Source organism: Pseudoalteromonas sp. 78C3, from assembly GCF_002836695.1.
Taxonomy (GTDB): Bacteria; Pseudomonadota; Gammaproteobacteria; order Enterobacterales; family Alteromonadaceae; genus Pseudoalteromonas; species Pseudoalteromonas arctica.
Genome location: NZ_PJAV01000147.1, coordinates 1 through 12,400, shown reverse-complemented (window position 1 = coordinate 12,400; position 12,400 = coordinate 1). Strand labels below are relative to the sequence as shown.

Below are 12,400 nucleotides of genomic sequence, written 5' to 3'. Positions count from 1 at the left end.
ATGGCGTTCGAGAGAAAAATCACATTAGAAACACCGGTAGGCGAAATTACATTTAACGTAAACGCTGCCGACTACAACAAATACATCAACTCTACGCAGCCAAACAACAAAGTGCAGCCGGCAACTAACTTTGTATTAAACACCGTAGTGCAAGAAGACGCTAAAAAGTTAAAAGAGCTAGTGCAACAGCCAGGCGCGGCATTATTTTTAGTGGGTGCAATTGTTGAAGACTACCAACCGGAGTTTAATTTCACCGTAAAAAAATCGAAGACCGAGCCAAGCAAATAGGCAAGTCTCGGTTAGATCAGCTACAGGCATACCACGCCAAGTATTTTGGCGCGGTTACCGCCACCCAAGAGAGCCTAGCGCAAGCGCTATACCTCGAAACGCAGCAGCAAGAAAACTTTGTAGTTGCTGTAAATAACGGCATATGCCAAGCACTAAGCGAGTAATGTAATGGCCACGCTCAGCAAGTTAGACAAGCTTAATTATTCAATCGGCATCATCGACAAGGTGACGGGTCCGGTTAATAAAGTCATGGCTAAAATTAATCAGCTGAGCCAGCAAACAGCCGCCGCGCAAGATCAAATGATGCGCGGCGCAGCCACGGCCGTTGGTGGTGGTTACGCACTAGCTAAATCACTAGCTCCCGCAATTGATCACGTTGCCGCCTTGGGCGAAGTGCAATCATTGGGCGTTGCCGACGACGCATTGAAAAAACTAACTAAAACATCATACGAATTTGGCTTTCAATTTGGTGGCAACTCTGCCGAGTTTGTGCGCAGTGCATACGATATTCAATCAGCCATTGCCGGACTAACGGGCGATGAGCTATCAGAATTTACTAAAACATCAAACATACTAGCGGTAGCGACCAAAGCCGACGCGGCCACCATTACCAGCTACATGGGCACCATGTATGGCATATTCGAAAAAACAGCTAACAAAATGGGCAAGTCTAATTGGGTAAACCAAATAGCAGGCCAAACCGCCACCGCAGTGCAACTTTACAAAACCACCGGTGCAGAAATGCAAGCGGCGTTTTCAAACCTTGGCGCAACTGCAACAAATATTGGCCTAAGCTCAGCCCAACAATTTGCCCTAGTGGGCGAGTTACAGCTAGTTGCTAAGTCGGGTTCGGTTGCGGGCACGCAAGCCGCATCGTTATTGCAAGGCATTGGCAAGGCGCAGCAGTCGTTAGGCATTCAATTAACCGACGACAACGGCGACATGCTTGCAATAGACGTAGTGCTAGGGCGTATTAATAACCGCCTTTCATCGCTGGGTTCTGTTGCGCGTGGCGATGTGCTAACGCAAATATTTGGCAAGCAGGGCGCAAAAGCAGTCGACGTACTAAGCACCAAAGTAGACAAATTAAAAGACGGCATTGCTGTTTTCGAAGGCGTGCAAGACAACTCCAAAGCGGCAGAAATGGCAAACATCATTGCAAGCCCATGGGATAGAATGGGCGGTTCATTTAATGCCGCAGCCACAGCAATGGGTAACCGCTTGTTGCCAGTGGTAGAGCCATTTGTAGAAGTGCTTGCGTCAATGTTTGCGGGCATCGTTTCTCTAACCGAAGAGTTTCCATTTTTATCAAGCGTGATCGCAACCGCAGTAGTGGGCGTAGTTGCGCTAATGACCGCCTTCGGTATAGCCACCTTTGCCATGGGGCTATATAACTTTGCAACAGGCATTGGCATAACGCTAACCAATGCACAGCTAATAGTAACTAAGCTATGGCAGGGTGCATTAATCGCACTGCGTGTTGCAGGGTTCTTATCGCTTATAGCTACCATGGGTGCGGCCGCTATTGCCATGGGTACATTTAAAGCGGTTATGCTTGCAGGCCAAGCGGCCACCTGGCTATTTAACGCAGCGCTTTGGGCAAACCCATTAACATGGATTGTCATAGCAGCTGTTGCATTAATCGCCGCTGTCGCCGCACTTATCTATTATTTTGACGACATAACCGCCGCATTTAACGAGTGGGCGCAAAGTTCAACCGTGTTTAAATACCTTAAAGTTGCGTTCGACCTGCTAACGTTACCACTGCAATTAGTGTGGCGGTTAATAAAAACAATAGCCGCAGGCATAGTCGACTTTTTTGCACCCGCATTTTCAGCAATTGGCAGTGTGGTTATGGGCATGGTTAACGCCATAGGATCAGCGTTTTCATATGTGGGTAATTTACTGTCCAGCTTTGGCGGCGCAATCACCGGATTTTTCTCAGGCATGGGGAGTTCTGTATCAGGGTTTTTCACCGGCATTTGGCAAAGCGCAGTCGACATAATTGAATCGCTAATAAATTATTTAACCGAAACGTTCGGCTTTTTGGGCGACTTTTTCGGCGGCATAGCCAGCGGCATCAGTGGAATATTTGACGGCGTAAGTAGCTTTATTTCAGCCATTGCCGACAACGGCGTATTAAACTCGGTTATCTCGTTTTTCTCAGACGACGAGCCAGCAAAAGTATCAAACAAAGTTGAGCAGGTAACCCAAGCAGTTCAGCCGCAAACAATGGTTATGCAAAGTGCCGACCAGGCTTACAGCCGCGACTACGGCCAAAGCGTTATCAGCAAAGCAAACGCACCTGCACCGCAAGCAAGCTCGCAATACATAGCGCCAAATAGTCCTATAAATTATGCAGCGCCTAGAGTAACAGCAATTGTTGAAACCGAAGAGCCGCGCACGCAGGCATTAGCAGGCCCAGCAGCAAACGACCCTGTTTATTCAGCGCAACCAAAAGTAATGGCCGAGCGTGAAGCCGCAAACGATGCATTTAAATTTACTAGCCAGCGCTTACCTGCAGTGCCAACCGACACCACCGCACCGTTAAATTTACAGGCGCAAGCCGGCAGCCAGGCATTAATAAATAATGCATTCCCAAGCGAGCAAAACAACGCAGTAAATAACAGCGCAGTAACTAACAGTGCAGTGATCGGCAATACTGCAAGCAGCGCAGTAACTAGCAGCGCAGTGAGCGCCACGCAAAACAATGCGGCAACGGCAATCAACAACGCAACTAACGCTACGCAAAACAGCTTAGCGCCAGCGGCCATAGCTGCCCAACCAAAAGTAATGACCGAGCGTGAAGCCGCAAACGATGCATTTAAATTTACTAGCCAGCGCTTGCCTGCAGTGCCAACCGACAGCACCGCACAGTTAAATTTACAGGCGCAAGCTCGCAGCCAGGCATTAATAAACAATGCATTCCCAAGCGAGCAAAACAAAGCAGTTACGGTTGCAAATAACAATATTACTAACTCGGCAAATTCGCCTGTTTATAGCCCTAAGCAAGCACAGCTAGTAAGCGTTAACCAAGGTGCAGCACCAGAGCCAGCATTGCCCAGCGTAAAAACAGATCAGGTAATTACTAACACAGCCAGCAACAGCGCCGAAAAATCACAGCAAATTAGCGCAGAACAACAGGCCACTGCATATAAGCCTAAGCTGCAAAAGTCGGCTTACCTGCAAAGCCTAACTAACAACAGCAACAGTACAAACAACAACAGCAATAGCAGCGACAGCAGCAAGCATATAAGCATTGAGAACGTGAACTTTAAATCTGACGACTTAGCGCAAAGCTTTGAACAAATGATGGAGTTAGCCGGCTAATGGAATTTGATATAGCGCTGCATATAGATTTAGAAATACAAGATAACGACTTTGTACTAAACGACTCGTTAAGCCCAAGCACATTAAAAAAGGCTGATGTTATCGCGCAGGATATTAAGCACCGAATTTTAGAAAGCGGCCTATTAACTAAGCTGGTTGGCCTGCGTAATAAAAACGGTATAGCACCCATTTTAACTGAGCTTGAATTACTCACAGAGCAAGACAATCGCATTAAGCCAGGCACTATAAAAGTGTATCGCAATGACGACGGTACATTAAGCATCACCGCGCAAACGCGCCAATACGGAGGCCTACAAAGTGGACTTTAAAACCCTAATGCAAAACGCTGGCTTGCCAATGGACGAGCAAACGGCACAAGCGCAGTGGCAAACACAACTAAAAGAACAAAACATACAAGTTGCCAACAACTCACCGTTTGGCCCGTTCTGGCGAACCGTTGAAGCGTTGATCACAAAGCCCGTTGTACGACTCTTTAATTGGATAGCCCAGCAATTAATGCCCGACTTATTTATTATGACCGCCAGCCGCACTGCATTGATTGAACGCCACGGCCCCGCGCGTAATGTATTTATTCAAGCAGGCGTAAAAGCACAAGGCATACTCACGTTCACCCGTATCAATATTGAAGGTGAAAGCGCTATTGTTGCTGGTACGCAGGTCATTACTGATGTACTCGGCGATAAAACGTACACGCTCACATTGTTGCAAGATGTTTATTTCAGCGACGGCCAAAGCACTGCATATGCACTGGCCGAGGCGCAAAACACCGGTGCCGCATTTAACTTACCCGCCCATGCTTACCGCTACTTTACAGAACAGCAAGGCGGGATCACCGTAACCAACAATGAGGATTGGTTAATTAAGGCAGGTTCCGATGATGAAAGCACCGAGCATTACCGCCTGCGTATTCGCAATGTATTCGGTACCGCTGCGCGCTGGCATATTAACGCCGTGTACAAACAAATTATTGCCAGCTTTGCCGTACCAATCGACAACATAGAAATAGAAACAAACGCCCCCCGCGGTCCAGGTACTGCCAATGCCTATATTTATTTAGACGTAGGTACCGTGCCAACTGCGCTATTGAGCGCGATTAACCAGCACATTCGCACCGCAGGCCATCATGGTTTAGGTGACGACGTTATGGTTTACGTCATGGCAACCACGGGCTTTGATATTACCGCAACGTATAAATTGCACCCACAAAGCAGCAGTATTCAGAGCGATTTAACCACGTTTATACAAGCCGCTTTTCGTCAAAATGCAGCGTATGCACCTACACGCGTAGCGCATCAAACAGTATTCAGCATTAGCCAATTAATAGCAGAATGCCACGAGCAATTTAGCGAGCTTAAATCAATTAAATTTGATATTGACGACATAACCGCCGCGAACTGGCTGCCGGTACTTACATCATTAACCGTTAATGAGGTGGCAAATGGCCAATGAAATCGCCACTTGGTTAAATAAAGGCTACGCCGAAAAACTGGTAAAAGCAGCAACTGGCTATTGGGATCAATCACGCGACTACGTTATGTGGGCTGTTAACCAAAAAGATGAATCTAAAAACGAAGAGCCAGTTTTAGGTTTTTTGGCGTGGGAGCGCCTAACTACTCGTTTAGATGACGAGCCGATAGAGCTCTATCGTAAGCGCGTGCAGCATGCACTGGTAAATACCATTGATGCCGGCGAAATTGCCTCAGTTAAAAGTATTTTTGACCGCTTAGGGCTGGAGGTGCTTAACGTGCGCGAAAGGCTCGACGGACGTGACTGGGACATTATTGCTATTGACATGACCGATTCAACACTCGCAGGCAATACTGATTTACTACCAGAGCTCATACAGCTTTATGGCCGCACTTGTCGCCGTTATGAATTAACCGTGCATAACAAAGCGGATGTATCGCTAAGCGTGGGGTTAACGCACGTGCAATGGGATAGCTGCCACATTGATCACTCACTGCATTTGGCCGCACAAAATAAAGCCGCGCAGCAATACAGCCATGGTTTTACTAACCTGCAAAACGAAAGTAGTCACGCGCCGCTGCATGCAATTACGCACAACGTAAAACACACACTGCCCACTGAGTTGTTATATCAATTTTTAGGGTTTGATAACGTAGTGAGCAACACCGCACATCAAGCAATAACCACCGATGTACAGCATGTTATTGCGGCGCATCACCGCTATGGATTTTTAAGTAAAGAGGGCGGTATAAGCATCGCCAAGGAGACACTATGAGCGAAGCCATCACCGGCATTATGACCAACGCCGGAAGAGGTTACATAACCACCCGAGCACTTGAAAACAAAGGGCTTGATGTAAAAGAGTTGGTGTTTGCAAAAATACCAAACCTGAATGAGCAGGAAGAGCGCAATCCAAACGAGCCAATGCCTAGCGATTTGCAAATCGTACACCGCCGAAATATTGATGTGTCTGGCTATGTTGACGAAAACACCGTTGCATGGGCCGTGGTGCTAGAGCAAGAAATCGGCGACTTTGACTACAACTGGATAGGCCTAGTAACGCAAAACGGCACTTTATTAGCCGTTGACTACCTGCCGCTTCAGCGCAAACGCCAAGGTGTAAATAACGTACACAACCGATCGTTTGTTCTTAAGTTTGCAGCAGCGGCGGCGCTGGCTCGAATCACAATCCCTGCGCAATCATGGATGTTTGATTACAGTCCGCAAATAGATGCGCTAAACGCACTATCACTAACCACAGCAACCGCGCAGGTAAACAACATGTACCGCACGTTGCGTAACTATTTCTTAATGTCAGAATTTACAGTATTTACTAAGGAACTATGATGAGCATTGAACAAATCAACGAAATCGTAACTGCGGCAGACCGTGTGGTTACAGCGGTAGAAAATAAAGCAGCCGAGATAGACTCAAAAACAGCCGCGCTAGACAGCGACTACAACAGTAAAAAAGCAGCCCTTGATCAGCAAGTTGCCGAAAACTCGGCGCAACTGGCAATCGTTGCATCAGACGGCTACCGAAAAGCAATCGAAGATGCATCAGGTGGCCGTAATACGGTAGTAATTGACGAGCAAGGCAATCCAAATGTCATGGTGCGCATCCCGCGGTTTAACTACGAAGACATCAACCAAGCAATTCTAGACCGTTTGGGAGTTGACTTAATGCTTGGCACGGGTACTCCAACTATGTTCCAGCGCAATGGCGAGCAAATGGGTGAGGTGCTCATTGCAAAATATCTAGCATCATCAGGCTCTAATGGCGGCTGCAGTGTAATTGGTGGTGTACAGCCGCGTACATCGGTTAACTATGATGTAGCAAAAGCACTGTGTAGCAATAAAGGCGAAGGTTGGCATATGATGAGCATCCATGAGTGGGCGGCAATCGCACTTTGGTCATTAGCCAACGATACAGAACCACGAGGCAATACAAACTATGGTCAAAGTCATGATAATAAAATCGAAACAGCACATCGCAAAGACAGTGGTATGCCTGGTGACATTAGCAATGGTTCAATAACTGACACAGGCAGTGGACCAAATACATGGTCACATGATCATACAAAGTGGGGGGTACAGGATTTAGTGGGTAATGTATGGGAATGGCTAGATCAAATGAAGTTCAAAGACGGGCAGTTTATTTCTACTCTAGATAATAATCCAGATATTGTAGAAGAAAATTGGATTAAACATTTAGCGTTCTTAGATTCGCCAGTAGAAATTAATGAAGGGGTAGGAAATGCAGGCTCACCAGTTCTGAGTAACACAATTACTAACCGTAACGGCCCAGTTGGAAATGATGAATATGACCATCCATACCTAAGCAATCAACACTTTGCTGCAATTGAACAGTCGCCGAGCTATAGCAAAATAGAATTATTACGCAGATTACTCATCGAGTCAGAGTCAGTTATTACGGTTAAAGGCTATATGTACGGTCGAAATTATGGCACTCGATTCCCTAGACGAGGAGGGCATTGGATATCTAATGCAGGAAGTGGTTTAGGAGCGCTGGATTTGCGGGACACACGACAAGCATCAAATAGTGGCATTGGTTTTCGGCCCGCTTTCTTTGCGCAATAAAATAACTCGTATTGAATTATGAATCCAATCTATCGCCAGAGTTAACTAATAATTTAAAAGGTAAGAATATGTTTAAATACACCTATAAAGGCGTAAGCCACAGCAACATAAACGCCGAGTACATGAAAAACTTAGGTATGGACCAAGAACAAATCGACTCAGTATTAAATCTACAGCAATTTGAGCTGAGCCAAAATGTTGTAAAACGTCAGGCTGCATACAAAGCCGAGTCAGACCCATTATACATGGAAGCGCAGTTCGACGGCACGCCAGAGTCGCTAAAGGTATGGCAAGACAAAGTAGCCGAAATCAAAGCGCGCTACCCACTGCCTGAAAATGCATAACCTAGCGCTTTGTTATTATCAAACTGCCGTCCCTTGCTCAATGCAAGTGGGCGCGCAGTTGCTTGCGTCTGCCATTAAAGACGACTCGCGCACAGATAAGCCAGCAAGCTATGGCGGTTTATTGTTATCGGTGAGTGCAACCGATCCCGCAACACTGGCCAGTAAGTTGGAATCAATAAACAACTATTGCCCAATCCCTGAGTTTATCGCCTGCGACCAGTATGCCAATAGTCAAAGCACCTTAGAGCAAACCAAGCTAGATACCTATGACGGCCAAAGCATAGAGTGGCAAATAAACACCCTGCAAAATTTATTGCCTCTACGCGAGCAGCTAATAGCTGACGAACTCGCGGTGGTCGATGATAGCGGCAAGCAATTAATCACCACCATTGACGATGCACTAACCCAAACAGCGGAGCTAAAAACAGCCCGCGACGAGCGGCTAAATCAAGCGCAATTCACTGCTCAAAGTAGCGGGGTAGATGTGCAATTAATTACAGCTGGCACAGCAAAGCAGCTAGCCGACTCAGTGGCTAACAAAGGCAATGAGCATAACTATTGGGCAATGTGTTTGTTTGTTGGCGAACCAAGCGAGCTTAATAATATTAAAGAGGTGTTATGAGCATATCGTTAGATGGCTGGAATATCCCCGGGTATGAAACGCGGGTCAATGCTGGTATTAAATTAGCCGGTGGCGATATGTCAGGCATGGGAAGTTTTGCGCTCATTAGCGATCAAGGTGTTAAGCCTGGCATATTAACTGTGAGCACTAAAATACCGCTTAATGAAGAGGGGGCTTTAGCATTGCTTATTAGCAAAGCGAAAGCACTTGATGAAAACGGCGCCCGTATTATTTACACAATTAATAATGCATTGGCAGAGGCTTATAAAATACGTAAAGCTAAATTTGATGGCGAGGTAAAGGCTGTAGAACTTGAAGAAAAGCGCGCATGGCAAATCACCTTTAAACTTATTGAAGTGCAGTCCGTATCAGAGCGTGAGCAACAACAGCTAGATGGTACAGCAAACCAAAATGCACAGTCGCAAGCGGTCACTTCAAATAACGATGTACAAAGTAAATTTGCAGCGGTGGAGGGGCCATGAGTACTCGCCTATCTGATACGCTAACCATTGGGGGTAAACCAGTAACGAGCGTCGTTACTAAAAGTGTACAACTTGATATAGCCAGCACTGGTCGCGCAAAGTTTGAAATAGTGACAGAGCAAGTGCCAAGCGGATTAGTCGAGCTGCATTTAGGTTACACACTAGATAATATGGTCCCGTATTTTCTCGGCGTTATCGAATCAAAACACCAAGCAAACGGCCGTTGGTATTTAACTTGTCGTGAATTACTCGGCGCATTAAGTTTCACTGCCCCCCTTGCAGTTCGCCATGCAACAATCAAAGCGGTGCTTGATGAATTGGCAAAGCTCGGTGTTGAATTTGTGACACCTGAAAACGCCGGCTATTTAAATAAAACGATACCCGCGTTTTATCATAGCGGCACAGGTATTGAAGCGCTAAAGCAAATAGGCAAAGCATGGGGCATTAGTGATTTTATATTTCAACAACGCCCCGATGGCAAAATATTTGTCGGTAGTTGGCACGACTCCCGCTGGCCGCTTGCAGCAATAAACGATTTTCCAGAGCATACAATAACAGCCCAAAGCTCAACTACCGGTGAGTTGATCGCCATTCCAAAATTAAGACCAGGCATAAAGCTAAACGGGCGTCATATTACCGAAGTAACCTTAATTAATAACAGGATGCACATACGATGGTCAAACAAGCCATTAAACGCCTAATACAGCGCTACTTTCCAGAGTTAAACGAGCGTAAACACCTGCCGCAACTTGCACGTATCGAAAAAATATACGACCTACCAAGTGGCGCCGCAGCAATCAGTACCGCATTTAGGCCACTAAAATCGGCCGACGTACAGCTATTGAACCCGCTCACAAATGAGCCATTACTCGTGCCTGTATTTGAGCAAGTAACACTTGGCACAGGGCAAGCATCCGATCACGGTTTGTTGAACGAACCTATGCCAGGCATGCAGTGTTTAATACAGTACATCGATGGCCTAAACAGCCATCCCGTCATCACCAGTTTATTACCTTGGCAAAGTTTAGTGCCCGAGCACAAACGCACCGATGTTACGCTACAGCAAAACAGCCGCAGCAAAATACAAGGCCGCGACGGCAACTGGCACACCACAACTGATGGCGATATAACCCAAACTAGCGACAGCAAAACTGTGACAGCGCGCAAAAGTGAACAAAACTATCACCAACGCACCTGCAGCATAGACAGCCACGACATTACAAAAATAGATGGAAATCAAATCACCGAAGTCATGGGCGCATTAAAAACCGTGGTCGGCGAAAAAGCCTTAATAATTGCACTAGAAGGGTTATTGTTAGGCAGTAAAAAGCAGGTAGATATTGAAGCAACCGAAAACATGAACCTAACCACACTAAAAACCCTCCACGCTAAAGCCACAGAACTAGCAAAGGTCGAAGGAAAAACAGTTTGGTTGGGTGACAGTTCAGTAAACGTGGCTAAAGTACTTCTTGATTTAATAAGCCTGGTTAAAGACATAAACCAAAGTTTAGAAACTCACGGCCATAAAGATCAGGGAGCAGGGCCTCCAATAACAAAGGGCGAATTTACAGGCCACAAATCAACAGCAAGTGATTTGAAAAGTATATTAAAGCCAATTGTGGCTAATTAATTTTTGGTGCTGAATTTAAATTTTTCTTTAACTGTTTCATCATAGAGTGATGTGTATCCAAACTCTAGAGTCAATTTGGATGTTATTTCGCTCTCAATCTCGTTTTTACTTTGTTGGCTTGTTCTGTCATCAAACTGTAATTCCAATATGATTATTGTTTCGCCTTTAGCTATATAACTATTTTGTTTTTGTGTAGAGGTAATTGGTGGTTTTTTGTATGCACAATACGTCTGAAATTTTTCATTAATTATTTTTTCGAAGTCTTCGTATTCGATGAGTTCATCATCATAAAAAAACTTAAATTCATCTACTTTTGCTGGACCTAAACCTTTATTGGTTATTGAAAATGTAAAGGCTTCTACATGTAGGTTAAGATTACTGCATATTGCAGGTCTTACCGATAGCTCATTATGCCGTTTATTTGACTTTGATTGCTGCCAAGTAAAGTAGATCGCAACTATCGCTATAAGTGTTGAAATTAAGGGTAAAGCGAACTTTAGAATTAGATCCATAATCGTGCAATCTCATATTAGAGCGGAGAATAAGAGTTGTGTATATATATGTGTATAAAATATTTTAAATGTTATTTTTAGTTGTTCAAAAACAGGTGCTTAATTTCGTTATCTCATAGTCGTGCCAATAGATTGTTGCTTGATTTTGCTCTTGATATGCCATGCTGAAAACCCTGAGTAGTTAACTTAAAAGCGCCTAAATACACGCCAAGTTACTAAAATAATGAATTATTTAGATTATGGCATATGGGCGAGGGAGTTTATAGGTTTGGGTGATAAATGATGTGTTAGTACACTTTTTTAATTTTGAGGGCAAGGACTTACCTAATGCTTAATTAAGTAGTTCCAAAGTGGGCTTTATTGCTGCGAATAAAATTAACTGTTACATTTGTAATCATATTATACGAAAGGACTCTGTAAAAATGAAACTCAATCAAGTTTTATCAATTGTTAACCAAGTCGAAAAATCTAAATTCATTTCGTGTCTCGACCGCCTTTGTTCTGATGCTGCTAAGAATAATAAAAAACTAGCTAAAACAATAGACAATATTGACGGTCAAATTAAAAACGCATCTGGTAGCGAAATTACCCAATTATTCCATACGGTCAGAGATTTTTTTAAATGCTCTGTAAAAGATCAAATATTAATGAGTACAGCACAATTCAACTTGCTAGTTAATATTTTGAGTCGTGATGGGAATGGAGTTGCTCGAATTAGCTGGATTGAATCGCTTTATGAGAAAGAGTGGGCTGAATTATCAAGGCTTTCTAAAGAGCTTAAAGAGTATATCCAACAAAATTCGGCTGAAAGCATTTTAGAAAGAAATCGCGCCTTGAAAATTTATCATTCGTGCATGAAAGAAGCATACTTTAATGATGAAAAGAACAATCGCGATGCTAAAGTAACTGACGATGAGCGCAGCATTCTGAATGTGCTTGCAGATGAGTTGAATTTAACAACAGATGAATGCGCTGCTGTAGAGCATTTAGTCGATGTTATTCCTAAAAATGGAGTGTTGGATGCTTTAAATAGCCTGAGGGATATGGGGTTATTGTTTATAAGTAAAAAGCGCCAAGAAGTGTTCATTCCAGATGAAATAGTAA

Annotated in this window: 14 protein-coding genes and 1 pseudogene; 14 read left to right on the top strand and 1 reads right to left on the bottom strand. The window is 44.5% G+C overall.

The genetic code is table 11. The features are described from left to right. From CXF76_RS11490 to CXF76_RS11435, 13 genes are all read left to right on the top strand, one after another. Nucleotides 1-288, top strand: coding sequence for a putative phage tail assembly chaperone (locus CXF76_RS11490; RefSeq protein ID WP_101163710.1), 288 nt, complete (start codon nt 1-3; stop codon nt 286-288). Beyond that, nucleotides 264-452 (top strand): DUF6890 family protein, encoded by a 189-nt coding sequence (locus CXF76_RS20910; protein WP_425607974.1) that lies wholly within the window; start codon nt 264-266, stop codon nt 450-452. Before CXF76_RS11490 ends, CXF76_RS20910 begins: the two co-directional genes overlap by 25 nt. Nucleotides 453-456: 4 nt before the next feature. Continuing rightward, nucleotides 457-3,618 carry a phage tail tape measure protein gene (locus CXF76_RS11485; protein WP_101163709.1) on the top strand — a complete coding sequence of 1,054 codons (3,162 nt, stop codon included), beginning with the start codon at nt 457-459 and terminating at the stop codon, nt 3,616-3,618. Then, nucleotides 3,618-3,947 carry a DUF2590 family protein gene (locus CXF76_RS11480; RefSeq protein WP_101163708.1) on the top strand — a complete coding sequence of 110 codons (330 nt, stop codon included), beginning with the start codon at nt 3,618-3,620 and terminating at the stop codon, nt 3,945-3,947. The genes CXF76_RS11485 and CXF76_RS11480 overlap by 1 nt, the downstream gene beginning before the upstream one ends. Continuing rightward, entirely contained in the window at nt 3,937-5,088 is a 1,152-nt protein-coding gene (locus CXF76_RS11475; RefSeq protein WP_101163707.1) for a baseplate J/gp47 family protein, read from the top strand. The genes CXF76_RS11480 and CXF76_RS11475 overlap by 11 nt, the downstream gene beginning before the upstream one ends. Further along, a complete protein-coding gene (locus CXF76_RS11470; protein ID WP_101163706.1) occupies nt 5,078-5,881 on the top strand; it encodes a hypothetical protein in 804 nt (267 codons plus the stop codon). The genes CXF76_RS11475 and CXF76_RS11470 overlap by 11 nt, the downstream gene beginning before the upstream one ends. Next, the gene (locus CXF76_RS11465) at nt 5,878-6,453 is read left to right on the top strand and encodes a phage tail-collar fiber domain-containing protein (RefSeq protein ID WP_101163705.1); all 576 of its coding nucleotides are present in this window, start codon (nt 5,878-5,880) and stop codon (nt 6,451-6,453) included. The genes CXF76_RS11470 and CXF76_RS11465 overlap by 4 nt, the downstream gene beginning before the upstream one ends. Then, a complete protein-coding gene (locus CXF76_RS11460) occupies nt 6,453-7,706 on the top strand; it encodes an SUMF1/EgtB/PvdO family nonheme iron enzyme (protein ID WP_101163704.1) in 1,254 nt (417 codons plus the stop codon). Before CXF76_RS11465 ends, CXF76_RS11460 begins: the two co-directional genes overlap by 1 nt. A gap of 68 nt (nt 7,707-7,774) precedes the next feature. Then, on the top strand, nt 7,775-8,050 hold the full coding sequence (locus tag CXF76_RS11455) for a hypothetical protein (protein ID WP_101163703.1): 276 nt from the start codon (nt 7,775-7,777) through the stop codon (nt 8,048-8,050). After that, nucleotides 8,043-8,672: a hypothetical protein gene (locus tag CXF76_RS11450; protein WP_198551857.1), complete on the top strand. Its 630-nt coding sequence runs from the start codon at nt 8,043-8,045 to the stop codon at nt 8,670-8,672. The genes CXF76_RS11455 and CXF76_RS11450 overlap by 8 nt, the downstream gene beginning before the upstream one ends. After that, a complete protein-coding gene (locus CXF76_RS11445) occupies nt 8,669-9,154 on the top strand; it encodes a baseplate complex protein (protein WP_033040806.1) in 486 nt (161 codons plus the stop codon). The genes CXF76_RS11450 and CXF76_RS11445 overlap by 4 nt, the downstream gene beginning before the upstream one ends. Next, nucleotides 9,151-9,855, top strand: a complete 705-nt coding sequence (locus CXF76_RS11440; protein WP_039037828.1) for a hypothetical protein — start codon at nt 9,151-9,153, stop codon at nt 9,853-9,855. Before CXF76_RS11445 ends, CXF76_RS11440 begins: the two co-directional genes overlap by 4 nt. Next, nucleotides 9,828-10,784: a hypothetical protein gene (locus CXF76_RS11435; RefSeq protein WP_101163702.1), complete on the top strand. Its 957-nt coding sequence runs from the start codon at nt 9,828-9,830 to the stop codon at nt 10,782-10,784. Before CXF76_RS11440 ends, CXF76_RS11435 begins: the two co-directional genes overlap by 28 nt. On the opposite strand, the gene CXF76_RS11430 is transcribed toward CXF76_RS11435, so the two are convergent. Then, nucleotides 10,781-11,296, bottom strand: a complete 516-nt coding sequence (locus CXF76_RS11430) for a hypothetical protein (protein ID WP_039037826.1) — start codon at nt 11,294-11,296, stop codon at nt 10,781-10,783. The two genes, CXF76_RS11435 and CXF76_RS11430, sit on opposite strands and share 4 nt — an antisense overlap. 422 nt (nt 11,297-11,718) lie before the next feature. Between CXF76_RS11430 and CXF76_RS11425 the strand changes: the two are divergent. Beyond that, a pseudogene (locus CXF76_RS11425) lies at nt 11,719-12,400 on the top strand (hypothetical protein); the annotation flags it as partial.